Source organism: Nonomuraea sp. NPDC003754, assembly GCF_053605785.1.
In genome coordinates this window covers 284,362-308,635 of record NZ_JBSGJX010000006.1, presented here as the reverse complement: position 1 = coordinate 308,635, position 24,274 = coordinate 284,362, and the positions used below count along the sequence as shown (strand labels likewise).

Annotated in this window: 21 protein-coding genes; 9 read left to right on the top strand and 12 right to left on the bottom strand. The window is 72.2% G+C overall.

Annotated elements, in window-relative coordinates:
* Window positions 1-326 precede the first annotated feature (326 nt).
* From ACWEVS_RS10845 to ACWEVS_RS10825, 5 genes are all read left to right on the top strand, one after another.
* Entirely contained in the window at window positions 327-2,264 is a 1,938-nt protein-coding gene (locus ACWEVS_RS10845) for a PQQ-binding-like beta-propeller repeat protein (protein ID WP_452551052.1), read from the top strand.
* A 10-nt stretch (window positions 2,265-2,274) separates the two neighbouring features.
* Entirely contained in the window at window positions 2,275-2,940 is a 666-nt protein-coding gene (locus ACWEVS_RS10840) for an amidohydrolase family protein (RefSeq protein WP_452551050.1), read from the top strand.
* The gene (locus ACWEVS_RS10835; protein WP_452551048.1) at window positions 2,937-3,665 is read left to right on the top strand and encodes an amidohydrolase family protein; all 729 of its coding nucleotides are present in this window, start codon (window positions 2,937-2,939) and stop codon (window positions 3,663-3,665) included. The genes ACWEVS_RS10840 and ACWEVS_RS10835 overlap by 4 nt, the downstream gene beginning before the upstream one ends.
* Window positions 3,662-4,810 carry a DegT/DnrJ/EryC1/StrS family aminotransferase gene (locus tag ACWEVS_RS10830; protein ID WP_452551046.1) on the top strand — a complete coding sequence of 383 codons (1,149 nt, stop codon included), beginning with the start codon at window positions 3,662-3,664 and terminating at the stop codon, window positions 4,808-4,810. The genes ACWEVS_RS10835 and ACWEVS_RS10830 overlap by 4 nt, the downstream gene beginning before the upstream one ends.
* A gap of 63 nt (window positions 4,811-4,873) precedes the next feature.
* Window positions 4,874-6,883: a hypothetical protein gene (locus ACWEVS_RS10825; protein ID WP_452551044.1), complete on the top strand. Its 2,010-nt coding sequence runs from the start codon at window positions 4,874-4,876 to the stop codon at window positions 6,881-6,883.
* Between the two features lie 62 nt (window positions 6,884-6,945).
* Here the strand turns inward: ACWEVS_RS10825 and ACWEVS_RS10820 are convergent, their stop codons facing one another.
* Together ACWEVS_RS10820 and ACWEVS_RS10815 are read right to left on the bottom strand one after the other, a co-directional pair.
* Window positions 6,946-8,919, bottom strand: coding sequence for a hypothetical protein (locus tag ACWEVS_RS10820; protein ID WP_452551042.1), 1,974 nt, complete (start codon window positions 8,917-8,919; stop codon window positions 6,946-6,948).
* Window positions 8,920-9,000: 81 nt separating this feature from the next.
* Window positions 9,001-9,504, bottom strand: coding sequence for a uridine kinase family protein (locus tag ACWEVS_RS10815; protein ID WP_452551041.1), 504 nt, complete (start codon window positions 9,502-9,504; stop codon window positions 9,001-9,003).
* Between the two features lie 131 nt (window positions 9,505-9,635).
* Between ACWEVS_RS10815 and ACWEVS_RS10810 the strand changes: the two genes are divergently transcribed.
* Window positions 9,636-10,793: a CaiB/BaiF CoA transferase family protein gene (locus ACWEVS_RS10810; RefSeq protein ID WP_452551039.1), complete on the top strand. Its 1,158-nt coding sequence runs from the start codon at window positions 9,636-9,638 to the stop codon at window positions 10,791-10,793.
* Between the two features lie 43 nt (window positions 10,794-10,836).
* The gene (locus ACWEVS_RS10805) at window positions 10,837-12,327 is read left to right on the top strand and encodes a carboxyl transferase domain-containing protein (protein WP_354907489.1); all 1,491 of its coding nucleotides are present in this window, start codon (window positions 10,837-10,839) and stop codon (window positions 12,325-12,327) included.
* Here ACWEVS_RS10805 and ACWEVS_RS10800 read toward each other — a convergent pair.
* The 8 genes from ACWEVS_RS10800 to ACWEVS_RS10765 form a co-directional block, all read right to left on the bottom strand.
* The gene (locus tag ACWEVS_RS10800; RefSeq protein WP_452551038.1) at window positions 12,324-14,168 is read right to left on the bottom strand and encodes a hypothetical protein; all 1,845 of its coding nucleotides are present in this window, start codon (window positions 14,166-14,168) and stop codon (window positions 12,324-12,326) included. The two genes, ACWEVS_RS10805 and ACWEVS_RS10800, sit on opposite strands and share 4 nt — an antisense overlap.
* Window positions 14,165-14,650, bottom strand: a complete 486-nt coding sequence (locus ACWEVS_RS10795; protein ID WP_452414077.1) for a sigma-70 family RNA polymerase sigma factor — start codon at window positions 14,648-14,650, stop codon at window positions 14,165-14,167. Before ACWEVS_RS10795 ends, ACWEVS_RS10800 begins: the two co-directional genes overlap by 4 nt.
* Window positions 14,650-15,096 carry a hypothetical protein gene (locus tag ACWEVS_RS10790; RefSeq protein WP_452414075.1) on the bottom strand — a complete coding sequence of 149 codons (447 nt, stop codon included), beginning with the start codon at window positions 15,094-15,096 and terminating at the stop codon, window positions 14,650-14,652. The genes ACWEVS_RS10795 and ACWEVS_RS10790 overlap by 1 nt, the downstream gene beginning before the upstream one ends.
* 61 nt (window positions 15,097-15,157) lie before the next feature.
* Entirely contained in the window at window positions 15,158-15,553 is a 396-nt protein-coding gene (locus ACWEVS_RS10785; RefSeq protein ID WP_354907485.1) for a hypothetical protein, read from the bottom strand.
* Complete coding sequence (locus ACWEVS_RS10780; RefSeq protein ID WP_354907484.1) at window positions 15,550-16,002, bottom strand: hypothetical protein; 453 nt, start codon at window positions 16,000-16,002, stop codon at window positions 15,550-15,552. Before ACWEVS_RS10780 ends, ACWEVS_RS10785 begins: the two co-directional genes overlap by 4 nt.
* Window positions 16,003-16,067: 65 nt before the next feature.
* Window positions 16,068-16,862, bottom strand: a complete 795-nt coding sequence (locus ACWEVS_RS10775) for a carbon-nitrogen hydrolase family protein (RefSeq protein WP_452551037.1) — start codon at window positions 16,860-16,862, stop codon at window positions 16,068-16,070.
* 9 nt (window positions 16,863-16,871) lie between these two features.
* A complete protein-coding gene (locus ACWEVS_RS10770) occupies window positions 16,872-17,348 on the bottom strand; it encodes a hypothetical protein (protein WP_354907482.1) in 477 nt (158 codons plus the stop codon).
* Window positions 17,345-18,979, bottom strand: a complete 1,635-nt coding sequence (locus ACWEVS_RS10765; RefSeq protein ID WP_452551034.1) for a RyR domain-containing protein — start codon at window positions 18,977-18,979, stop codon at window positions 17,345-17,347. Before ACWEVS_RS10765 ends, ACWEVS_RS10770 begins: the two co-directional genes overlap by 4 nt.
* Window positions 18,980-19,041: 62 nt before the next feature.
* Here ACWEVS_RS10765 and ACWEVS_RS10760 point away from each other — a divergent pair, with 62 nt between their 5' ends.
* Entirely contained in the window at window positions 19,042-20,976 is a 1,935-nt protein-coding gene (locus tag ACWEVS_RS10760) for a hypothetical protein (protein ID WP_452551032.1), read from the top strand.
* On the opposite strand, the gene ACWEVS_RS10755 is transcribed toward ACWEVS_RS10760, so the two are convergent.
* Both ACWEVS_RS10755 and ACWEVS_RS10750 read right to left on the bottom strand, forming a co-directional pair.
* Window positions 20,912-22,120: a M20 metallopeptidase family protein gene (locus tag ACWEVS_RS10755; protein ID WP_452551030.1), complete on the bottom strand. Its 1,209-nt coding sequence runs from the start codon at window positions 22,118-22,120 to the stop codon at window positions 20,912-20,914. The two genes, ACWEVS_RS10760 and ACWEVS_RS10755, sit on opposite strands and share 65 nt — an antisense overlap.
* Complete coding sequence (locus tag ACWEVS_RS10750) at window positions 22,117-22,962, bottom strand: DUF418 domain-containing protein (RefSeq protein ID WP_452551028.1); 846 nt, start codon at window positions 22,960-22,962, stop codon at window positions 22,117-22,119. Before ACWEVS_RS10750 ends, ACWEVS_RS10755 begins: the two co-directional genes overlap by 4 nt.
* Before the next feature lie 145 nt (window positions 22,963-23,107).
* On the opposite strand from ACWEVS_RS10750, the gene ACWEVS_RS10745 reads away from it, so the two are divergent.
* On the top strand, window positions 23,108-24,274 hold the full coding sequence (locus ACWEVS_RS10745; protein WP_449924024.1) for a pyridoxal phosphate-dependent aminotransferase: 1,167 nt from the start codon (window positions 23,108-23,110) through the stop codon (window positions 24,272-24,274).

Genomic DNA, 24,274 nt, shown 5'->3' with positions numbered 1-24,274 from the left:
GTGCTCGGCCAGCCGGCCGAGCACCGCCGACGGCGTGCCGGGTGGCCCGTCCCTGTCGGCGTAGGCGCCGACCAGCACGTCCACATCGAGCGTCACCGTGAGTTCGCCGATCAACCCGCGCGCGTCGAACGCCGTCACAACCGCCTCCATTGACTATTCGCGCTCAGAACATTACGGTCTGGGCCAAAATCGAGCAACAGGTGGCGGCCCACGGTCGTGCCGGGACCGCTCCGCACACTCCCCGCCCCCGCTCCCGCGTCACGACCCCCGGACCCCGGCCCTTCGACCCCCCGACCCCCCGACCCCCCGACCCCGGAAGTGATGCCGTGAGAACACTCGTCGTGGCGCTGGCCGCCGCGCTGCTCACCGCCGCGCCCGCGCAGGCGGCCGACTGCCGGCCGCCCACCGTGGAGAAGTTCGGCCCCGCCTCGGTGACCGGCGCCATCGTGGGCGCCTCCGTCCACGAGGGCAAGGCCTACCTGGTGACCAGAGGCCAGAAACCGCCCGTGCTCGCCGAGTTCGACCTGGCCACCCGCAAGGTCGTCAGGACCGCCACCCCGCCCGACGGGCCCGCGACCGGCGAGCCCGAGGGCGCGTGGGCCACCGCGGTCTCCGGCGGCAAGGTCTACGCGGGCACCTACCCGGTGCCCGACCTCTACAGCTTCGACCTGGCCACCGGCGAGGTGAAGCATCTGCACTCCTTCGGCAGGAACGGCGGCTTCGTCTGGAGCCTGGCCGCCGCGCCCGACGGCACCCTCTACGCCGGCACCTACCCCGACGGCCGGGTGTGGGAGTACAGGCCCGGCACCGGCGCCGTCCGCGACTTCGGCGTGCTGGCGGCCGGCGAGCGCTACGTCCGGTCGGTCGCCGCCGACGCGCGGAACGTGTACGCGGGCCTGCTCGACAAGGGCAAGCTCGTCGCGATCGACCGGCAGAGCGGTGCCGTACGCGAGCTGGCCCAGGGTTCCACCGGCATCGCGGTGGTGGCCGACCACGGCGAGCGGATCCTGGCCGTCAGCGGCACGACGCTGATCGACGTCCGCAAGGACGGCGCCGACGCCAGGCGCGTCGACACCGGGGCCGGCCTCGACGCGCTCGTGTCCACGCCGGACGGCACCGTCTACGCCACCAGCAGGCCCGACGGCACCGTCTACCGGTACCGCACGGGCGACACCGCGCTCACCAAGGTCGCCGACGCGCCCTCGCCGGGCGACGAGACCAGGCGCCTCGAGCTCACTTCGCCGGGCACGCTGGTCGGCTTCTCCGGCAGCGGCGGCATGTGGTCGCTCGACCTGGCCTCGGCCACCTCGCAGTTCGTCGAGCTGATCGACGCGGGCCTGCCCGCGGGCGCCGAGCGGGTGCAGAGCATGCTCCTGGTGCCCAACAGGGCGGTCTACATCGGCGGCCACTTCTCGATGGACGTGCGCGACCTGCGCACCGGCGGGCACCGCCGCTTCCGCGTGCCGGGCGAGCCGAAGGACCTCGTACGGCGCGGCGACAAGATCTACGCCGCCATCTATCCCAGCGGCCAGATCGTCTCCATCGACATCAGGACCGACGAGGTGGAGAGCGTCGGCTTCCTCGGCCACGGCCAGCAGCGCCCGTGGGACATCGAGTACGACCCCCGCACCGACAAGCTCCTGGTCGCCTCGGCCCCGCTGGGCGCCAGGCTCGACGGCGCGCTGTCGATCGTCGACCCCGACACCGGGCAGATCGACGTCCACGAGGGCGTCATCCCCGGCCAGAGCCTGATGAGCCTGTCGCTCGACTCCGCCAACGGCATCGTCTACCTGGGCGGCGACGTGCTGGGCGGCGGCGGCACCCCGCCGACGAGGATCTCGGCCTCGGTCGCGGCCTTCGACCTGGCGACCCGCACGGTGCTCTGGCAGACCGACCCGGTCGCCGGCTACCGCACCTTCCAGGACATCAAGGTCCACGACGGCCTGCTCTACGGCGTCTACAAGCGCGACTCGGGCGCGTGGATCGCGCTGGACCTGGCCACCAGGACGGTCGTGCGCCAGGGCACGCTGTCGGGTTACGGCGAGCTGACCGTGCACAGGGGCAGGGTCTTCGCCGCCACCTTCTTCGGCGGCGGGAACGCCTACGTGCTCGACACGCGGGCCGGGCTGCTGGCCACCGGGCTGGGCGACGAGTGGTACACCAACCCTCAGCTGCACTTCGAGCCGGGTTCGTGGCAGGCATGGGCGCTGTCGGGAAGGGAGCTGGCCAGAGTCAGGCTTGACCCGAGGTGCCCGCAGAGCTAGGTTCCGGTCTGTGCCGAAATTGATCGACGCGCACCGCCTCATCGGGCCCGTGCCCTTCGACGACCTGCCGGAGGACCCGCGGCCCGAGATGGACCGCCTGGGCATCGAAGCGGCCTGCGTGACACACACGCTGAGCCTCTACTCCGACGCCCAGGCGGGCAACCAGGCGCTCTTCGCGCTCGACGACCCTCGGCTGATCCCCGTCCCCGTGGTGGTCCCCGAGGCGTTCGCCGACATCCCCGACTGGCGGGTCCCGATGGTACGGCTCTGCCCCGAACGGCACAGGTTCGACCTGACCGGGCCCGTCGCGCTGCGCTGGCTGGCCGCGCTCGACACCATCGCCGCCGTCGACCTGGACGAGACCTCGCCCGCCCAGCTGCTCTCCCTGGCCAGGCAGCTTCCCGGTCAGCGGATCCTGCTGCTCAACCCCGGCTACCGCAGGCTGCGCGCGGTCGCCGAGCTGATGTCCGAGGCGCCCAACGTCTGGCTGGAGATGGGCACGGTCAACACCCAGCGCGCCGTCGAGTGGCTGGCCGCGCGCTTCGGCGCCCGCCGCCTGGTCTTCGGCACGGGCGCCCCCGTCCTCGACGACTGCGGGCCCCGCTTCCTGCTCGACCACCTCGAACTGCCCGACAAGGACATCGAGCTCATCGCGACGGGGGGCGACCTGCTGTGATCCTCGACGCGCACGGCCACGTCGGCACCTGGCCGGACTTCCTCATCCCCGACCCCACCGCCGAGGGCCTGGTCAGCCTCATGGACCGGCTCGGCATCGACGCCATGGGCATCAGCCACCTGCTCGGCGTCGGGCCCGACGCGGCGCAGGGCAACCGTCTGGCCTTCGAGGTCGCCGGCCGCCATCCCGGCAGGTTCGGTGTCTGGCAGGTCTACAACCCCCACCACCGCACCCCGCTCGTCACCGAGGGCGTGTGGGGCGTCAAGATCCATCCTGACGTGCACCAGTGCCCGCTCGACGACCCGCGCTACGCGCCGGTGTGGGAGCTCGGCCTGCCGGTGCTGTCCCACGGGCAGAGCGACTCGCCGTGGAGCGATCCGGCCCTGTTCGCCGTCGTGGCCGGCCGCCACCCCGACGTCCCGCTGCTGATGGGGCACACCGGGCTCTGGCCGTACGGCTTCGCCCGCGCCGCCCGCCTGGCGGCCGACCACCCGAACCTCTACCTGGAGACCTGTGGCTCGAAGATGACGGGCCGGTGGATCGCCCGCCTGGCCGAACTGGTGGGCGCCGACCGGGTCGTCTACGGCTCCGACTCCTGCTTCCTCGACCTGCGAGCCGGATACGGCCGCGTCGCCCTCGCGCCGCTCGGCGACGCCGACAGGGCGCTCATCCAGGGCGGCAACCTGGCCCGCCTACTCGCCCGATCATCAGGAGGACACCCATGACCCTCGCCCTGCACGGCGGCACCCCGGTCCGCTCCACCCCCTGGCCCTCGTGGCCGCCGCCCCTGGACGACGCCCAGCGCAAACTGGTCACCGACGTGCTGGAGAGCGGGCTGTGGGGCGCCACGCAGGGCGGCGGCGCCGTCGCCGACCTGACCGCCGCCTTCGCCGCCCGCTCGGGCGTGCCGTACGGCGTGGCGGTGGGCAACGCCACCCTCGGCCTGTTCGCCGCGCTGCGCGGCCTCGGCGTCGGGCCCGGCGACGAGGTCATCGTGCCCGCCTACACTTTCGTCGCCTCGGCCACCTCGGTGCTGCTGACCGGCGCCACCCCGGTCATCGTCGACGTCGACCCGGTGGACCTGCACCTGTCCGTGCCGGCCGCCGAGGCGGCGATCACCGCCAGGACCGTGGCCGTCATGCCGGTCCACCTGGCGGGCAGCCCCGCCGACATGGACGCGGTCAACGAGCTGGCCGCGCGCTACGGCCTGGTGGTGGTGGAGGACGCCGCCCAGGCGCACGGCGCCACCTACCGCGGCCGCCCGATCGGCGGCCTCGGCGACGCCGGCGTCTACAGCTTCCAGGCCGGCAAGGCGATGACCGCCGGCGAGGGCGGGCTGATCGTCTGCCGCGACGAGTCGGCCTATGAGGCGATCTGGTCGGTGTGCAACGTCGGCCGCAAGCTCGGCGGTCACTGGTACGGTCACCCGAGCGTCGGCTGGAACCTGCGCCTCACCGAGATCCAGGCGGCCCTGCTGACGCCGTGGCTCGACCGGCTCGACGCCGAGATCGACCGCAGGGAGGCCTTCTGCGCCGCCCTCGACCTCGGTGACCTGCCGGTGCGCGCCGTACCGCGGCCGGAGGGCACCACCCGCGACTCCCGCCACCTGCTGATGCTCCGCTTCGAGCAGCCGGTCGACCGGTCCTTCGTGCTCGCGGCCATGGCCGCCGAAGGCGTGCCCCTGGAGGGCGGGTACCCGCCGCTGGGCACGATGGGCGCCCTCACCGAGGCGGGCGCCCGCGCCGAGGAGTGCCCCGCCACGCGAGCGGCCGCGGAGAGCGTCGTGTGGGTGCGCCAGGCGATGCTGATGGACGATCCCGCGCGCGCCGCCGACCTCGCCGAGGCCCTCGCCAAGGTCCTCGCCGCCTGACACTCAGCCACCTCTCGACATTTCGGTCTTTACCGGAATCAGCAAGCGATTTAGATTCCGGTCATGACCCTTATCCATAAACTGGTCGCCGCGGGACTGGCGCTGACCACCGCACTGAGCGCCGCCCCGGCCGGCGCGGACGATCGCGTCCAGGACCTGGGCGTCCCGCTCCAGGACGTCCTGCTCATCGGCGGCACCGTCGCCCCCGGGCCCGGCGGCGGGACCGTGCTCTGGGGCGCCTCCTCCGGCGCGCCCGCCCACCTCAACGCCGTCGACCCCGCCACCGGCGCGGAGGTCGCCCGCCTCGACCTGCCGGGCGCGGCGGGCTCGTGGGCGGTCGACGCCACCCCCGACGGCAGCCTCTACGTCGGCACGTACGGCGACGGCCGGCTATACCGCTGGACCGAACAGGGCGGCGTGAAGGACCTCGGCCGCCCGGTGCCCGCCGACGACTTCGTCTGGTCGGTGGCCGCCGGCGAGGGCGCGACCGTCTACGGCGGCACCTCCCCCGGCGGGCGGCTGTTCGGCTACGACCCCGCCACCGGCTTCCGCGACTACGGCAAGCTGTCGGCCGCCCACGCCTACGTCCGCAGCGTCTCCTACGCCGGCGGGAAGATCTACGCCGGCACCGAGGCGCCCGCCGCCGTCTTCGAGGTCGACGCCGCCACCGGGGCGGCCACCCGGCTGCCCACCCCGCCCGGGCTCGACCCGGCGGGCAGGTGGGCCTACGACGTCAACGTCGCCGGCGGATATCTCTACGTCCGCTACGGCGGCGCCGGCCCCGGCCCCCTGCACGTCTGGGACATCGCCGCCAGGACCTGGACCGACGCGCTCGACCAGGCCCACGGCCTCGACGTGTCCCCTCCCGACGACGAAGGCCGGATCTACTTTGTAAAGGCGGGCGAGCTCGTCCGCTACGATCCCCGCACGAAGACCCTCACGCCGACCGGCATGCCGTTCCTCGGCAGGGTCGCCAACACCCGCGGCATCGGCTGGGCCGAGCTCGGCCTGCCCGACTACCCGGGCAAGAGCGTGGTCGGCCTGCTGTGGCGCGGCCTGATGTTCCGCTACAACCCGCAGACCGGCGCGCGCTCGTTCGTGCAGACCGGCGTGCGCGGCGAGCCGATCGACATCACCGCGATCTCCGAGGGCCCCGACGGCCGCGTCTACACCGGCGGGTTCCTCAACGGCGGCTTCGCCGCGCTCGACCCCGCGACGGGGCGGCGGGAGGAGTTCCACACCTTCTCGCAGAGCGAGGACATGACCACGCACGCCGGCAAGCTGTACGTCGGCGCCTACCCCGAGGCCAGGGTCTACTCCTACGACCCGAAGCTGCTGTGGAACAGCACCGAGTACTCCCCGAGCCCCGAGCCGGGACCCGCGCCCAACCCCGCCAGGCTCTTCGACTTCGCCGCCGACAAGCAGATCCGCCCGCGCGCCATGGTCTCGGCCGGTCGCTACCTCGCCGTCGGCACCATGCCCGACCTCGGCCACCTCGGCGGCGTGCTGGCCATCTGGGACCCGGTCGAGGGGAGGTTGAAGCACGCCCGGCGCAACGTGATCACCGACCAGTCGATCGTCTCGCTGGCCTACCGCGACGGCGTCGTCTACGGCGGCACCTCCATCTACGGCGGCCAGTCGGCGACCCCGCCGACCCAGCCCGAGGCCAGGCTGTTCGCCTGGTCGGTGGCCGACGACAGGCTGCTGTGGCAGATCACGCCCGCGCCCGGCAAGCCGGCCATCCCCGCGCTGACCTTCGACGACCGCGGCAGGCTGTGGGGCATCGCGGGCGGCACCGTGTTCGGCGTGGACACCGCCGAGCGCAAGGTCGTCAAGACCGTCACCCTGTCCGGCAGCAGGAGCGCCGGCGGGCAGCTCGCCTTCAACCCCGCCGACCGGCTGCTGTACGGCGCGCACGCCGGGGCCGAGGTGTTCTGGCTGGACCCGCGCACGCGGACGCACGACGTGCTGAAGCAGGGCGCCGTGCACCAGCTGGCCGTCCACCGGTCGGGCGAGGTGTACTTCGCCGAGGGGTCGCGGCTGTTCAGGCTCAAGGCGCAGCGGGACCGCTGACGCTCGCACCCCGGACGCGCCGACGCCTCCTCTCCGGTCACGCCGGAGAGGAGGCGCGGAGGTCAGCAGAGGCGGTAGGTGTAGAAGTTCTCGTTCCTGGACAGGTACATGTGCCCGTCCGGTCCCTTCAGCAGGATCGAGATGGGCCGCGTGATGAGCGTCAGCCCCATCGTCGCCCGGTCGATCTTGTACACCTTGCCCTGGACCTTGCCGTAGAGCTTGCCGTCCGAGCCGAGCTCGATGTTGGTGTCGAGCCAGACCTGGGTGGCGGTGGACCAGGGGTAGGTCTGGTGCCTGGTGACGCGCAGGGTCCGGCCGGTGGCCGGGTCGAGCTCGTACAGCGCGTCGGGGCTCAGCCCCCACAGCTTGCCCTCGTCGTCGAAGGTGATCGAGCCGAGCGCCAGGTCGCCGGCGACGGGCTTGGTCTGCCACTTGAGCGTGTCGGTCGCCATGTCGTAGGCGAAGGCCACGGCCGCGTCGTCCTGCGGGGTGCTGATGCCGCCGAAGGCGCTGGTGGTGCCGTAGATGACGCCGTCGCGGTAGGCCAGGCCGATGATGCTGTGGCCGGGGATGAGGTTACGCTTGACGATCGTCTCGCCGGTCGCGGGGTCGAGGAGGCCGAGGGCGCCGCCGACGGTGCCGACCTTGGGGACGGTGCCGAAGGCCAGCCGGTCGCCGGCCGAGATCATCGCGAACGGCCGGTCCTGCTCCTGGTCGGCCAGGTTGAGCAGGAGCCTGGGCTCGCTGCCCGTCCACTCGTAGATCCGGGCCCACGGGTAGACGCCCAGGTAGAGCTTGCCCTTGTGGGTGACCATGCCTTCGCTCTGCCCGACGTTGGGCCAGAACCGGGTCTCGCCGGTGGCGGGGTCGAAGGCGGCCAGGCCGCCGGTGAAGAAGCCGCCGCCGTAGACGCGGCCGTCGGGGCCGACGCCCATCGAGCGGATGCTGACCGGCTGGCCCGTGAGGGTGCCGTCGAGCAGCCGGCCCTGGCCGGTCTTGCGGTCGAAGTGCCAGATACGGCCGGTCGAGCCGGTGCCGACCAGGGTGTGGCCGACCCAGCCGAGCGGCCTGGCCGCGCCGCCGCCGAAGTCCGTGAAACCGGTCTTGGTGATCTTCTCGGTGTCGAGGTCGTAGGTGACCAGCTCGTCGCCCTGGAAGACGTAGAGCCGGTTGCCGTGCCTGCCGCCGCCGACGGTCAGGCTGTCGACGTCCTCGACGACGTCCTTCCAGGCGCGGCGTTCGAGGTCGTAGACGCCCATGGGGTTGCTGTTGGTGGAGGTGGCGAACCTGACCAGCAGGTAGCGGCCGGCCACGTCGATGTCGTAGGCGTAGCCGTGGCCCTCGATGGGCGGCTCGATGACCTCCTTGGTCACCCCGTCGCCGCCGACGACCGCGACCTTCATGCTCTGCGCGCCGACGCCCGCGTAGATCGTGCCGTCCTCGGCGACGGCCAGGTCCCTGACGAACTGCTCGCCGGGGACGGGGCTGCCGAGGTCGGTGATCTGCCCGCCGGCGGTGTCGTAGCGGACGAGCTTGCCGTGCGGGGAGGTTCCGCCGTAGACGGAGGCGCCGTCGGGGCTGGCGGCGACCGTCCACACGAAGGTCTCGGTGGGCGCGGCGATGCCCAGCTCGGTCACCTTGTCAGTGGCCGGCTCGTAGCGGAACAGCCTGCCCATGGCGCCCGGGGTGGCGTTGTAGCCGCCGACGTAGACGGAGTGGTCGGGGGCGACCGTGACCGCCCAGGAGCCGAGCGCGAGCGGCAGCGGGCGTTCGGCGACGAGCGTGCCGTCCTTGGCGTTCCTGATGGCGAGGATGGCGGGGCCCGAGGCGCTGGAGGTGACGGAGTAGACGCGGGGGCCGTCGGGATGGGAGGCGTCCATGGCGGTGCCCGCGGTGGTGGCGCCGGTCAGGGGGAGTGCGCCCAGGTTCTTGAACCCGCACCCGCTCGGGGGTGCCACGGATTCGGCCTGGACCGGAGATGCGGTGGGGAGGGCGAGGAGGAGGGCCATCGCCAGCGTGCGCCAAGATACGGTCATGGCCGTAATTTTGCAGGTTCGCTTGCCCCAACGGAAGGGACCAGGCGGAGGGCCGTGGCCGCGGGAGCGTCGAGCCGGGAGCTAGGAGAGGTCGAGGACGGCGTCGGCGCGCCGCCTGGTGCCGTCCTCGGCGAACCATCGTTCCTCGGCCGCGAACCACTCCACCCACCGCTGTTCGAGGCCGGGACCGTCGCGCTTCAGCACCCTGGCCATGCGCACCTCCCGCGGCGCCTCCACCCACACCGTGAAGGACACCGGAGCGCCGCGGCGGGCCGTACCGACGCCCTCGATGACCAGCACGGGCGCGGCGGGCACGATCACCTCCTCGGCGTGGACGCCGCGGACCCAGTCGTAGCGGCGGAAGGAGCCCGGCCGTCCCTCGCCCAGCGGGCGCAGCACCCGCTCCTCCAGCGCGGCGAACCACGGCCCAGGCCCCTCCTCCCACGGCACGGGGAAGTCGTCGCTGTGCACCACCTGCGCACCGAGGGCGGGCCCCAGCCGGTCGGCGAACGTCGTCTTGCCCGAGCCGGCCGGTCCGTCGACCGCGACGACACGGGTGCGACCGCAGGACGGTGGCCTTGCCATGATGCGTCTCACCAGGTGATTCATCCGACCGATCCTGCCATGGTGGAACAGGGACCTGACTGTCGAGCGCTGCCTCTCGCCTGCGAGGCTGGTAAGGCCGTAAGCTCGGCGACCACCACTGGAGGTTGATCTTGCGCGGACTCCTCGGCGACATCGTCGTCCTCGATCTGTCGCGGGCCCTGGCGGGCCCGCACGCCGCCCAGATGCTCGGCGACCTCGGCGCCAAGGTGATCAAGGTCGAGCATCCCCGGGGCGGCGACGAGTCACGCGGCTGGGGGCCGCCCTTCGTCGGCCCCGAGCACGACATCTCCACCTACTTCCTGTCCGCCAACCGCAACAAGCAGTCCATCGCGGTCGACCTGAAGTCGGAGGAGGGCAGGCGGCTCATCGAGCGCCTGGTACGGCACAGCGACGTGCTGATCGAGAACTTCCGCACCGGAGTGCTCGACCGCCTCGGCTTCCCCGTCGAGCGCCTGCACGAGCTCAACCCCCGCCTGGTGGTGCTGTCCATCACCGGCTTCGGCCACGACGGCCCCGAAGGCGGCAGGCCAGGCTACGACCAGATCGCCCAGGGCGAGGCCGGCCTGATGTCGCTGACCGGGCCCTCGCCGGACGAGCCGTACCGGGTGGGCGCCTCCATCGCCGACCTGCTGGCGGGCATCCACGGCGCCTACGGCGTCGTCGCCGCCCTCTACGCGCGCGAGCGCACCGGCAGGGGCGAGGTGGTGCGCACCTCGCTGCTGGCCGCGGTGACCGGCGTGCACGCCTACCACGGCACCGCCTGGACGGTCGGCGGCCAGGTGCCCGTCGCGGGCGGCAACCACCACGCCTCCATCGCCCCCTACGGCGCCTTCCACTGCGCCGACGGGATGCTGCAGATCGCCGTCGCCAACGACGTGCAGTGGCGCAAGGTGGCCGCCTTGCTGGACATCGACCCCGATGACGCGAAGTATGCGACGAACAGGCAGAGGTTCGCGCACAGGGATGAGCTGATCGTCGAGATGGAGAAGGCCCTGGCCCGTCACGACCGGGCGCACTGGCTGGCCGCGCTCGCCAAGTTGGGCGTGCCCGCGGGCGCCATCCGCACGCTGGACGAGGTCTACGCGTGGGACCAGACCCGCTCCCAGGGGCTGGTCGTCGAGGTGGACCATCCCGTGCTGGGCCGCATCGAACTGCCGGGGCCGCCGCTGCGTTTCGACGGCGCCGAGCCGGTCGAGCACACCGCGCCGCCGGCGCTCGATCAGGACGGCGAGAACGTACTTTCCTGGTTGGCGGAACGGGAACGGTGACCGGCGCGTCAATTCTGCAGCACTCGACGACAGCAGGGGAGCAGTGGTGAGCCGGCCGGACGCGCGCACTCTCATCGAGACGGTCCTGGACAAGGGATCGTGGAAGTCATGGGACACGCCGCCCGCCGACCCCTCGCAGCCGGGCTCCTCCTATGCCGAAGAGCTGGCCGCCGCCCGCGCGAAGAGCGGCTACGACGAGTCGGTGATCACCGGTGAGGGGTTCCTCGGCGGGCACCGGGTGGCCGTCATGGCCTGCGAGTTCTCGTTCATGGCCGGCTCGATCGGCGTGGCGGCGGCCGAGCGGCTGGTGCTGGCGGTCGAGCGGGCCACCAGGGAGGGGCTGCCGCTGCTGGCCTCGCCCGCTTCCGGCGGCACCCGCATGCAGGAGGGCGCGCTCGCCTTCACCCAGATGATCAAGATCGCGGCGGCGGTGCAACGGCATCGTGACGCGGGCCTGCCGTACATCGTCTACCTGCGGCATCCGACCACCGGTGGCGTCTTCGCCAGCTGGGGCTCGCTCGGGCACGTGACGGCGGCCGAGCCGGGGGCGCTCATCGGGTTCCTCGGCCCGCGCGTGTTCGAGTCGCTGCACGGCTACGCCTTCCCCGAGGGCGTCCAGGTGGCCGAGAACCTGTTCACGCACGGCCTGGTGGACGCGGTCGTCTCGGCCGAGGACGCCCGCGCCATGGCCATCAGCGCGCTGACCGTGCTGACGGCCGGCAGGAGCGGGCTCGAGGCGGGGGCCGCCCCCGAGGAGGACCTGCGTCCGGTGGAGGCGTGGGAGGCCATCACCCGCTCGCGCCGCGACGACCGGCCGGGCATCCGCACGCTGCTCAAGCTCGCCGCCACCGACGTCACCCCGCTGAACGGCACCGGCGAGGGCGAGGCCGACCCGGGGCTGCTGCTGGCCCTGGCCAGGTTCGGCACGGCGCCGGCCGTCGTGCTCGGCCAGGACCGGCGCACGCAGCGGGCGACGGGACCGTTCGGGCCCGCCGGGCTGCGCGTGGCCAGGCGCGGCATGCGACTGGCCGCCGAGCTCGGCCTGCCCCTGGTCACCGTGATCGACACGGCGGGCGCCGCCCTGTCGAAGTCGGCAGAGGAGGGCGGCCTGGCCGCCGAGATCGCCCGCTCGCTGGCCGACCTGGTCATGCTCGACGCGCCGACGGTCTGCCTGCTGCTCGGTGAGGGGGCGGGCGGCGGCGCGCTGGCCCTGCTGCCCGCCGACAGGGTGCTGGCCGCCCAGCACGCCTGGCTGTCGCCGCTGCCGCCCGAGGGCGCCTCGGCCATCCTCTACCGCAGCGTCGACTTCGCCCCCGAGATCGCCCAGGCGCAGGGCGTGCGCGCCACCGACCTGCGCCGCGACGGGATCGTGGACCGCGTCATCCCCGAGCGGCCCGACGCCGCCTACGAGCCACAGGCCTTCTGCGAGCGGGTGGCGCGGGCGCTGGAGTACGAGATCGCGCGGTTGCTGGCGACGCCGAAGGCGGACAGGTTGCCTGCCCGCCTGGCGCGTTACCGCTCGCTCGGGATCTAGCGCCGCCAGATCTCCTTGCCTGCCTGGTCGTAGCCGACCACGTGCACGTCCAGGTTGTCCTTCGTCGTGCGGGCGGAGAACAGGGTGAAACCGAGACCCCAGAGGTCGGACCGCAGCGTCGCGGTCAGGCGGGCGCCGTCCGGGTAGACGAGCTCGACCTTGGCCGTCTTCTTGACCGTCCATCCGGCGAGGACGTTCTGGCTGTGGCTGTAGGTGGCGTCCTCGATCCTGTGCGGTTCGACGGCGAAGCGCCCCCCGGCCCCCCAGATGATCATGCAGCCGTTCTGGTGGGTGATGCTCGCTCCGCCCTCCAGGACGGCGGCCGGGCCGACGGGCGGGGAGACCGTGCACGCGTCGGGCGCGTCGCCGCCGACCGAGGCCACCGTGTTTCCCCTGGCGTCGCTCAGCACGAACTGCTCGCTGCCGCCGGGGTAGGGGACGGCCCAGATCTTCAGCGGCGCGCCGGCGGGCGCGTACATGGTGCCGCGAGCACCCGACTTCACCGCCTCGACCTGGGTGGCCTCGGATCCGGCCACCCCGATCGCGCTCTTGCCGAGGTCGAGCAGGCGGCGGGCGTCATCGGGCCCGACCGGCTCGAAGGCGTCGCACGTGGTCTTGGTCCCGGGGGTGGAGCGGCACAGGCCGTCCCAGGTCCTGCCGTCGGCGAGCGTCACCTTGCTGAACCACACCTTCGCCTCGCCGACGGTGACCACCTCGCCGATCGGCGGGTGCGGGTCCCAGGCGGGCTTGTCGGCGGGATGGTCGTCGCGCCACAGCTGCCTGCCCGCCGCGTCGTAGCCCACCAGGGTGAAGCCTTCGAGGTAGAGGTCGCCGGTGACGGCCCGCCCACCCGCGAACAGGCTCACCCCCACCTTCCACGGGTCCGGCTTCACCGCCGCCGTCAGCGCCTTGCCGTCCTTGCGGACCAGCTCCACCTTCGCGGTGCCCCGGCGGGCGATGCCGAACCAGTGGCCGCTGTTGACCCGCAGCTGGACCGCCATGGGCTTGCCGCCCAGGTCGTCGAGCGTCAGGTTGTCGACCCTGACCAGGTGGAGCCCGACCTCGCGGCCCTCCAGGGTCCAGATGAGATTGCGGTCGGGGGTGTCGTAGGGCCGCACGCTGAGGTCGCCGAGCTTCACGGCGGCGCCCGCGGGCTTGCCCTGCGCGGACTCGGGGAGCATCGTGATGCCCCGCAGCCGCTGGGAGAGGACGCGGCCGCCGGCGTCGGCGAACTCGTAGGAGGTGACCTGATCCGTGCTGGGGTAGGCGACCGTCCAGATCTTCATCGGGGCCCCCGAGGGCTGGTGGAGGGTGCCGGTGAAACGGGCCCCCTTCGCGGTGACCGCCGTCACCGTCGCCACCTCCTGGCGCGCGCCACCGTAGTCGAGGATGGTCTCACGCAGCGGCACGGACTGGGTCGTCCCCTCGAACCAGCCGGCGTTCCGCATCGCCTTGGCGCCGGCGTTCTCGCCGCACATGCTCGAGGAGGCGCTCCCCGCGTACTGCACGTCCCGGCAGAGCGCGAGCAGGCCCGCGTCGTTCTTGCCGTACCACAGGCGCATCGGGCGGTCCTCGGTCGGGTTGTCGATGACGAGCGCCTCGCCCACCGGCTTCGGGTCCTTCGGCGGGCCCATGGTCGTCTGCCTGTCCTGGCCCCCGTTGAGCAGGAAAGGCACGAGCAGGGCCACCAGCGCGACCGGCAGGGCGGCCAGCAGGACCGGCCAGACCCACCGGCCCCGCCGGGCCCGCCGCTGGACCTCGATCCAGGCCGTCGGACCGGCCTCGAAGGTCATGGCGCGGGCGTCGAGCGCGGCACGCAGCCGCTCTTCCAGGTCGTTCACAGCTTCCCCCTCAGTGCCGCCAGCCCCCGGCTGGCGTGTGTCTTGACCGAACCGGGCGACACGCCCATGGCGTCGGCGATCTCTCGCTCGGACAGGTCGAGCCAGTAGCGCAGGATCAGCGCCTCCCGCTGGCGGCGCGGCAGCGTGTCGAGGGCGGCCAGCAGCTCCCGGTGCTCCTCGGCCACGATGACGGCGTGCTCGCTGCTGCGGGCCGGCTCGGGGGGTTCGGGACGGCGCAGCCGGCTGAGGCGCAGGTGCCGCAGCCGGTTACGGGTCAGGTTGCAGACGGTCGCGCGCAGGTAGCCGAGTGCCGCCGCGTCGTCGCGCAGGCGGCGGCCGTGCAGCCTGGCGAACGCCTCCTGGGCGATGTCCTCGGGGTCGTCGGCGCCCAGCAGTCCCGCCAGCCGTACCAGGGACTGGTACTGCGCGGCGAACAGCTCCGCGAAGGTGGGGGCCGCGGGCGCCATGGTGGGTGTTTCCATCACGTACCAGAGACACCCGCCGTGGCGACCGGTTGACCGGAGGAGTCGAGGAAATCGAAACCGCGTACCCGCGCACCGGGGACGGTCACCGTCCAGATGGAAAGCGGCGCCCCCGCGGGCCGGTGGACGGTGCCGCTGACCGTGGCGCCTTCCACGGTGCGCGCGCGCACGCCGGCCACGCCGGGCCGGGCGGCGCCGTAGTAGAGGTCGCCCTCGCGGTCCTCCGCCCACGCCGGCTCCGGCCGGTCGGACACGTCGTGGCCGCAGGAGCGGGGCCCGCACAGCCGCAGGTCGCCGTCCTCGTCGGTGGTGCGGGCGAACCACAGCCGCACCGGCGGGTCCGAGACGGTCAGCACCTGGCCGACCGGCGCCTTGCCCTGCATGACCCGCTGGTAGATCTCCGACGTCTCCGGAGCCTCGCCGCACCCCACCAGGACGAAGGGCACGAGGGCGCATAACCATCGCATGCCAGGAGAGACGCTCGACCGGGCGGCCGGTTGACCGGGGTCAGCCGACCGGCAGGCGTTCCACCCTGATCGAGAAGACCTCCTCGCGGGGCACGACCACCTCATAGGCCCCATGGTCGACCATCCAGTAGCCGAGCGCCTCCGCTTTCATGCCACTGTGGCCGGTGTAGGCGATGTGGAGGCCGTCGTCGTCCTCGTCGAGGACCACGCACGGCTCGCCGCCGAACGCCCCGACCGTGCGCACGAGCACCAGCCACTCCAGCTCGGAGCGGTCCACGGTGCGCCGCCAGTAGCCGGAGGCCGCCTCGAAGCCGTCCAGCTCCTCCTCGCTGAACAGCACGACCTCGTCGCTGTCGGGCCCGATCGCCGCCGGGTGGGTGCGGCCCCGGTGGCGGGCGACGAAACCCGACGCCACGGGCACGATCTCGTCGCTCATGACGACGGCCGCCAGGTGAGCCCGTCGTAGGCGGCGAACGGCCGCTCGCCCGCGCCGCTGACGTGCACGATCTCCGCTCCCGCCGGGATGGGCATGGGCGTGGTGTGGAACTGGGGCACCACGTGCTCGCGCGAGGTGGTGAACCCGTTGCCCGCGAACGGCGGCGCGTCGCTCCAGTCGCCGCCCATGTGCGGCCCGTACGGCACCGCGTAGGTGTCCACGTCGCGCGCGTACCACCGCATCAGGTAAAGCTCGGGCACGTGGGCGCTCAGCTCCGATCCCTCGAAGGACAGGTCGAGCCCCAGGAATAACGCCCGGGGCGTGGTCAGCCGCACGCAGTCCTGCACGCGGTAGACGTAGCCGGAGATGACCGTGCGCTTGCCCGAGAGGTAGGGCACGAGCAGCCGGGGCGGCACCACCTTCTGCATCTGCGTCCTACGCTCGTTCACGACACCACTTTACGATCTCTTGGCCGTCACGATCCAAGAACCCCGCCAATCGCGGCGGCCCCTGGTCAGGGCAGCCGGCCCACACCCAGCACCCGGTGCTCGAGGCACGGCAGCGTGGCGCGGGCGGAGGCGGTCAGCTCGGCGTCGAGCTCGACCACCTGCACGCCCGGTGCGCTACCCAGATCGGCGCGCACCACGCCCAGCGGGTCGACCAGCATGCTGCGCCCGACGCCGAACCCGTCGCTCGCCTCGGCGGGATTGGGCGCCTGGTCGACGGCGGCGGTCCACATTGTGTTCTCCAGCGCCCTCGCCCGCACGAGCGTGATCCAGTGGTCCTCCTTGAGGGGGCCCGAGCTCCAGGCCGCGATGACGGCGAACATGTCGGCGCCCCTGTCGACCAGCGCCCTGGCCAGCTCGGGGAAGCGCAGGTCGTAGCAGGTGATGAGCCCGATGCGCAGCCCGGCCAGCTCGACCACCGTGGGCTCGGAGCCGGGGGCCACCAGCTCCGACTCGCGCGAGCCGAAGGAGTCGAACAGGTGGATCTTCCGGTAGGCGGCCCTGATGGCGCCCGAGGCGTCGATCGCGACCGCGGTGTTGTGGACGCGGCCCTCGCCCGGCTCGAAGACGCCGGCGATCACCGCGACGCCGTGGTCGCGGGCCGCCTCGGCCAGGCCGGTCACGAAGGGGCCGTCCAGCGGCTCGGCCAGCTCGGCGATGCGCCTGCCGTACCTGGTCAGGGTGGCCTCGGGGAAGATCGCGAGGTCGGCGCCCTCGGCCCTGGCGACGGCCTCGGTGGCCCGCTTGAGGTTGGTGGCGGGGTCGGGGGAGACGGGCAGCTGGCAGAGGGCGATTCTGGTCACGTCTCGAGACTATGCCCGGCTGGAACCCGGCGGCCAGATCACCCGTACCGGCATCCCGGCCTGTCTGGCCATGGCCACCACGTCGGCGGTGCCGCCCGGGCCGCGCGGCGCGGTGCCGTCCCATACGGCGACCAGCTCGTCGGCCTCGGACAGCATGGCCTGCGCCGCGGCCAGGTAGGCGGGCACGCCCGCCTCCTCGAAGGGCAGCTCGAGGACGTGGGTGGCCTTGCCGAGCAGCATGTCGTAGGTGTGACGGGCGTCGGCGGGCAGGCTCTCCCGGTAGCGGCGGGCGGGCAGGACGGCGTGCAGCTCGCCGCCCGCCGCGATGGTCTCGGCCGCGAAGATCTGGTCGGACCCTTCCGCCAGGCACGACACGCCGACCAGGCCGGGGCCCGCGCTGGCCAGCTCGTCGCGCAGGGCCTGGCCGACCAGCTCGACCGTGTGCGGCGTGAGCTCGCGGTGTCCCGTCACGGCGAACCTCGTCATCGCGTCCTCACCACCTGGAAGCCCGCCAGGGCCAGGATGCCCGGCAGGTTCCTGATCGTGTCGCGGTCCTTTTCCTTCGCCGATGCTGACAAAGTGGACCAGTCTCCTATATCGGGATGTGTTTTGTTCTCATCATCCCGCAAGGGGCCGTGGGACCAACCGCGGGTCACCATCATGCGTACCCAGCGCACGTGCTCCATCTCCGCCAGGAGCTCGATCTCCTCCTCGGCGAAGGAGAAGCCGAGGTCCGGGTCGACGCGCGGGCCGAGCGCGCACCCGACCTCCTTCAGCTTCCTGCCGATGTCCTCGGCCAGCAGCCGGTTGGACTCCCGCTTGTCCTCCTCGAGCTCCTCCCACGGCACCAGCGAGGAGTTGACCGCGAACCTGCCGCCCCTGCCGCGCTGGTCGGCCAGGTAGTGGTTGTGCGTCGCCTTGGCCAGGGTCTCCACCAGGTCCTCGGCGATCAGCCGCGGGTCGCCCGCCGCGTCGGTCACCGGGAAGACCCTGAGCGCGCCGTCCAGGCCCTCCAGCAGCGTGGAGTCGAAGGCCGCCGCGTGGTCGACGCGGACGACCAGCGAGCCGGGGCCGCCGCCCCACAGCCGCAGCGACGTGAGCGCGACCTTCAGCGCGAGGTCCTGGTCGGGATAGCAGACGTAGACGCGGCGCGAGGCGTGCGGCAGCACCTCGGGCAGGCTCACCTGCTCCGGCTCCAGGTCGATCGCCTCGAGGTCGCAGGCGGTCAGCAGCAGGTCGTGCCGGGCGCACAGGGCCGCCGTCGCGCCGGTCGCGTCCGCGTCGACGACGGTGACCGGCAGCGGCCCGGCCTCCCGCGCCCGCGGGCGCCAGTGCCTGGCCAGCTCCAGCAGCAGCGTCCGGCCGAACGTGCCGAGGCCGATGACCATGACCGGGTCCGGTGTGGTGATCGGGTCGTTGTCCAGCAGTACGCGGGCCGCGAGCGTGTCGGGGTTGAAGAAGTCCAGGTGCAGTCCCGTCGGCCGGGTGAGCCCGAGCCGCCGGGCGCGCAGCGCGGCGCACATGTCGGGGTCGGAGATGAGCCCGTAGGCGGCCAGCGGGCGGGCCTTCGGCCGCGGCAGGGCGTGTGCGGCCAGCGCGATCGCGGTGTTGGTCGCGCTGTCGGCCTCGCAGGCGTACAGGACGGCGGCGCGTTCGATGCCCGCCGCGCGCAGCACGGCGGGATCGCGCGGGTCGCCCTCCACGTGCAGCACCCCGCGGTCGGCGTGGGGCGTGGGGGAGATCCGCACCACGCCGCGGCCGGCCGCCCGCAGGCGCGTGGTCAGCACGCCCGCGATCGGCCCGGTGCCGCAGATGACCGCGTGGCCGCGCGAGCCGCGGGCGCGCAGGCGGCGGATCTCGGTGGAGAAAAGCAGCAGCAGACCGGCGACCAGGGCGTAGATCGTCGCGGCGGGGGCGGTGAAGCGGGCCACCTCCAGCGCCCATCCCAGCGGCTTGTGATCGACGTCGAACGGAGCCGGATCGAGGACGAACAGCTGCAGCGAGTAATAGACCAGATCGAAGGCCGAGGCCCCGGGCTCGAGATACGCGGCGAATCCCACCAGGCCGAGAACGAAAGACGCGAGCACCAGTACGGCGAATGAAAGCCGCAAAGCCATTACGTCACGATATTTTGTGTCGCCTTTGAAAGTCCAGTTGCTCGTCGTGTATTCATGTCTGCATGGACCCCGTCAATGCGTTTCTCGCCTGGTCCACCGAGGCTGAGGGCTCCGAGTCGGTCATCAGGGCGGTCCAGTCGGTGAAGAGCCAGCTGGCCGAACGTCATTTCGACGTCTACGACTGGAGCGAGCAACCCCATAGCCGCAACATCGGCATCGAGATCCAGGAGCAGATCCGCAGGTCGGACATTCTCATCCTGGAAGGAAGTACGGTTCGCCCCAATTTGGCATTTGAAGTCGGTTTTGCGCGAGCGTTGGATTTGCCTGTCGTCGTCATCAAGCAGGAGGGCACCAGCGAGCTGCCCGAAGACTTCGGCGCGCCGCGATACCTCAACTATCCGAGTGCCAGCAACGACGCCGGGTTCAGCAAATTCGAGACCGATTTCGGCAGGTTGCTCGACCGTCTGGAGCTGGAGTCGCTCAGCCCCGGCCACCGGGCGCTGCGCCGCAAGCTGACCCAGCTGCACGGCGGCCTGCAGTCGGTGCTCAGCAACCACGACAGCGACCACCCGCAGCTGCACCTGCGCAGCGGCTGGCTGGAGGCGCTCGCCTCCGAGGTGCGCAACTCCGGCCCGTCCAACCTCGTCACCGACGCCGACTACTACTCCCACTGCTTCGCCGAGCTGCGCGACTGGAACGACGGCCCGATCAGGGCCATCGCCGACCTGACCGACAACACCGAGACCTTCTGGCAGACCGACCTCGAGCACCCCGAGCTGATGAGCTCCCAGGTCACCGAGCGGATCTTCCTCATCGACTGGAAGCTGTTCTTCCAGGGCGAGGCGGAGCTGTCACGGCACATGTCGATGTGGCGCGACCACATCGGCAGCCTGGCCGACAGCAGCTACGAGATCTACGTGGCCGCCGTCGACGACGTGGGGCTCGGCGTGCGCCACCCCTTCGGCGACACCGCCGTCGGCGCCCACCTGCTGCTGCTCAACCCCGACTGCATCGGCGGCTACCGGCGCAGGCTCGACAGCGACTTCGGCGAGCGGCGCATGCTCCACATCGAGCGCGACCGCCACCGTTTCAACCTGGCCAACCGCTACTACGACGCGGTCAAGGCGCGGGCGGTGCGGTTCGACCCCAACCACGACTTCCACACCCTCAAGCGCGAGTGGCTGCGCAAGCTGGAGATCGGCAGGTGGGACGAGCACTGGACGCTGCGCACCGAGCACCGCTCCCCGGCCTACTTCGACCGCTACGACCAGCACATCCGCACCTGGATCCCGATGTACGACGACCTGATCCAGGACTGCTCGGCCACCGTCGCCAGCGAGATCCTGCGCATCTTCCAGGAGATCGACATGTCGGTCTCGGTCCTGGAGATCGGGTACGGCACCGGCAGCCTCACCTCCGCGATCGTCCCGTGGATCCGCACCCTGTGCGAGCCGTTCGAGCAGCTCGGCCAGCTCTACCCGGTCGACCGGTACCGCGCGATGGACCGCGCGGTGCAGATGCGCAAGCTCGCCCACAAGAAGATCGGCGACGACCTGAACCGCTGGGTGCGCCTGCTCAACAAGACCGCGTGGGACGACGTCGAGGACAACATCACCTACAACGTCATCTTCGGCTCGCTCGTCACCCACTTCCTGTTCGGCCAGAACCCCACCGACGAGTCGATCGACTCCTTCTTCGCCGAGTGCGCCAGGCGCCTCGAACCCGGCGGCAGCCTCGTCTTCTCCGACTGCTTCGCCCCCGACGACGACCACGAGCGCACGTCGGCGGTGGCCGCCTGGCGGACCTGGATGATCGACAACGGCCTCTCGGAGGACTACGCGGAGGCCTACCTGGCCGGCAACCAGGACATGGTCAACGCCGTGTCCGTGCCCCGCGTCGCGGCGGGCGCCGAGCGACACGGCCTGCGCCTGGTCAAGGAGAAGCTGGTCGGCTCCACGCAGATGTTCCGCCTGCTGGTGTTCCGCTCCGCGCGCTGAGCGCCGCGGCGTAGGCCAGCGCCTGCGCCCGCGCGCAGGCGCCCACGGCCTCGTCGGGCGGCAGGAACCGCGGATCGTGCAGGCCGGCGTGGACGAACCCGGGCGCGCCGCCCAGCCCGACGAAGGCCATCAGCGTCGGCCACGCGGTGCCGTAATGGGCGAAGTCGTCGCCGCCGCACGAGTGCCAGGCCGGGGCCGGCACGAACCCGGCCGTCGCCGCCCCACGCCTGGCCGCCTCGGCCAGCGCGGGGTCGTTGACCAGCGGCGGCTCGCTCTTGGTGACGGTCAGCCTCGCGGCGCACCCGTGGGCGGCGGCCACGTGCTCGGCGCACTCCCTGACGGCCGACAGCAGCGCGCGCTGGTCGGCGGTGTCCAGCGCGCGGAGCGTGACCAGCGCGTGGCCGGCGCCGGGGATCACGTTCTCCGCGGTGCCCGCGTGGACGGCCCCCACGGTGAGCGTGGCGCCGTGGACCGGGTCGATCCGCCGCCCCACCAGCCCGTGCAGCGCCACCACCAGGTGCGAGAGCGCCAGCACCGGGTCCCTCGTGCGGTGCGGGTAGGCGGCGTGCCCGCCGAGCCCCTCGACGTCGATCCTGATCGCGTCGGCCGCCGCGTTGACCGTGCCGGGGTCGACGCCGATCGTGCCCCACGGCAGGTCGGGGTGGACGTGCACGGCGACCACCGACTCCACCCCCTCCGCCGCCAGCTCGCCCTCGCGCAGCAGGGCCACGGCGCCCGACGGGTGCCGCTCCTCGCACGGCTGGAAGACGGCCACCAGCGGCGCGGGCAGTTCCGTCCTGCGCGCCGCCCGCACCAGCGCGACCAGCGCGGCCAGGTGCACGTCGTGGCCGCAGGCGTGCATGTGCCCGTTGGCCGAGGCGAAGGCCGCGCCGGTCAGCTCGGCCAGCGGCAGCCCGTCGAGCTCGGCGCGGACGCCGATCGCGGGTTCGCCCTCCGGCCCCACCCTGACGATCATCCCGGTGCCCGCCACGACCCGGTGGGGCAGCGGCAGGTGCTCGGCGATGACGCCGCAGGTCTCCACCTCCGCGCCCCCCGGTTCGGGTACGGCATGCAGCCGGTGACGCAGGCGGATCGCGTCAGGCAACTCGTCGTCCAGCAGGCTAAGGAGAGCGCTCAGCGTCACGAACGGAGTATGAGCCGGTTCGGCACCGGTTTCCACCAGGTGAGCATCCGCCACACCCATTCGAGCGGGCCGTATCTGAACACCGACAGCCACCACCAGCTGAACAGCAGCTGCGCGAGCACCGTCACGCCCGCCACGGCGAGCACCGGCCAGCGCATCGGCGCGGTCAGCACGATGACCACGGTGCCCGAGACGTAGTTGGTCAGCGCCATCCTGCCCATCGGCTCCAGCCAGCGTGGCCGCAGGAACAGCACGAGCGTGGAGTAGGCGGCGGCGCCCGCGAGCGCCGCCGTCACGTAGACCCACCACTCGTCGGTCCGCAGGTAGAGCGAGCCGAGCGCCGCCGAGACGACCGCCGACACGCCGAACCCCGGCAGCAGCCATCCGCGGCCCGGCCGCAGGTCCATCAGCGCCATGCCGATCAGGAACAGCCCGGGGATGATCAGGATGCCGCCGCCCACCCACACGCCCCACGCGGTGGCCGCCACCCCGAGCACCAGGACGGGCCAGCCGCCCGACAGGAACGAGGCCGGCAGCAGCACGCCGATGCCGAACAGCGCGTAGTTGGTCAGCACCTCACCCTCGTACCAGGTGTGCTGGACCAGCCCGAACACCAGCAGCCACAGCAGCCTGCGCAGCAGCACCCACCGGCCGGCGCCGCGCAGCACCAGCGCGAAGCTGACGCCGAACAGCAGCGAGAAGATCGGGTAGAAGCGGCCCTGGAGGAACGTCTCGACCCACCACTCGCTGTCCGGCGCCTGGGCGTGCTGCCAGGTGTTGACCAGCATGATGCCGCACACCGCGAAGCCGCGGAGCGCGTCGAGCTCTCTGATGCGCGTCACAGGAACCAGGACCACCACCATACGGGGAAACCGGCCGCGATCACGGGGGCGGGATGTTCGGAAGTGTACGAGCCTCGGGGCGGACACGCGCGGTCGATCGAGGGCGACCCGGGTGATCACGCCTCGAGACCAATAGTGTGGTCTCGTGAGCGATCCCCTTGTTTCCCGCATGCGACGGTTCGGCACCACGATCTTCGCCGAGATGAGCGCGCTGGCCGTACGGACCGGGGCGATCAACCTGGGGCAGGGATTCCCCGACACCGACGGCCCGCCCGCGATGCTCGACCGCGCGGTGGAGGCGATCAGGTCGGGTGCCAACCAGTACCCGCCGGGTCCGGGCCTGCCCGAGCTGCGGCAGGCGGTGGCCGAGCATCGGCGGCGGCACTACGACCTGGCCTACGATCCCGACGGCGAGGTGCTGGTCACCGTGGGCGCCACCGAGGCGATCGCCGCCGCCGTGCTGGCGCTGTGCGAGCCGGGCGACGAGGTCATCGCCTTCGAGCCCTACTACGACTCCTACGCCGCCTCCATCGCGCTGGCCGGGGCCCGGCTGGTCGCCGTCACCCTGCGCCCGGTGGCGGGGCGCTTCACCTTCGACCCCGACGAGCTGCGCGCCGCCGTGACGCCGCGCACCAGGGCGATCCTGGTCAACTCACCGCACAATCCGACGGGCACCGTGTTCGATCGCGAGGAGCTGGCGGTCATCGCCGAGCTGTGCGCCGAACGCGACCTGCTGGCGATCACCGACGAGGTGTACGAGCACCTGACCTTCGACGGCGTCGAGCACGTGCCCATGGCGACGCTGCCCGGCATGCGCGAGCGCACCGTGATGATCTCCTCGGCGGGCAAGACGTTCTCGGTGACCGGGTGGAAGACCGGCTGGGTCTGCGCGCCGCCCGAGCTGGTGCGGGCCGTCCAGACCGTCAAGCAGTTCCTGACCTTCACCGCCAACGGGCCCTGGCAGCTCGCCGTGGCCCACGGCCTGCGCGAGGAGCTCGACTGGGTCGCCGGGCTGCGCGCCGGCCTGGAGGGCAAACGTGACCGGCTGCTGAGCGGGCTGGCGGCGGCCGGGTTCGAGGTGCTCAGACCGGCCGGCACCTACTTCGTGCAGACCGACATCAGGCCGCTCGGCTTCACCGACGGCCTGGAGCTGACCAGGCGGCTGCCCGAGCTGGCGGGGGTGGTGGCGATCCCCACCCAGGTCTTCTACGACCACCCCGACCGGGGCCGCCACTTCGTCAGGTTCGCCTTCTGCAAGAAGGACGAGGTCATCGACGAGGCGGTGACCAGGCTCAAGCGGCTCGGCGGGTAG

What these genes read in the sequence shown, in the direction of transcription:
- ACWEVS_RS10795 (WP_452414077.1), bottom strand. Translation starts at nt 14,650, where the DNA reads ATGGAAACACCCACCATGGCGCCCGCGGCCCCCACCTTCGCGGAGCTG.
- ACWEVS_RS10770 (WP_354907482.1), bottom strand. Translation starts at nt 17,348, where the DNA reads ATGACGAGGTTCGCCGTGACGGGACACCGCGAGCTCACGCCGCACACG.
- ACWEVS_RS10785 (WP_354907485.1), bottom strand. Translation starts at nt 15,553, where the DNA reads ATGAGCGACGAGATCGTGCCCGTGGCGTCGGGTTTCGTCGCCCGCCAC.
- ACWEVS_RS10760 (WP_452551032.1), top strand. Translation starts at nt 19,042, where the DNA reads ATGGACCCCGTCAATGCGTTTCTCGCCTGGTCCACCGAGGCTGAGGGC.
- ACWEVS_RS10830 (WP_452551046.1), top strand. Translation starts at nt 3,662, where the DNA reads ATGACCCTCGCCCTGCACGGCGGCACCCCGGTCCGCTCCACCCCCTGG.
- ACWEVS_RS10825 (WP_452551044.1), top strand. Translation starts at nt 4,874, where the DNA reads ATGACCCTTATCCATAAACTGGTCGCCGCGGGACTGGCGCTGACCACC.
- ACWEVS_RS10815 (WP_452551041.1), bottom strand. Translation starts at nt 9,504, where the DNA reads ATGGCAAGGCCACCGTCCTGCGGTCGCACCCGTGTCGTCGCGGTCGAC.
- ACWEVS_RS10820 (WP_452551042.1), bottom strand. Translation starts at nt 8,919, where the DNA reads ATGACCGTATCTTGGCGCACGCTGGCGATGGCCCTCCTCCTCGCCCTC.
- ACWEVS_RS10765 (WP_452551034.1), bottom strand. Translation starts at nt 18,979, where the DNA reads ATGGCTTTGCGGCTTTCATTCGCCGTACTGGTGCTCGCGTCTTTCGTT.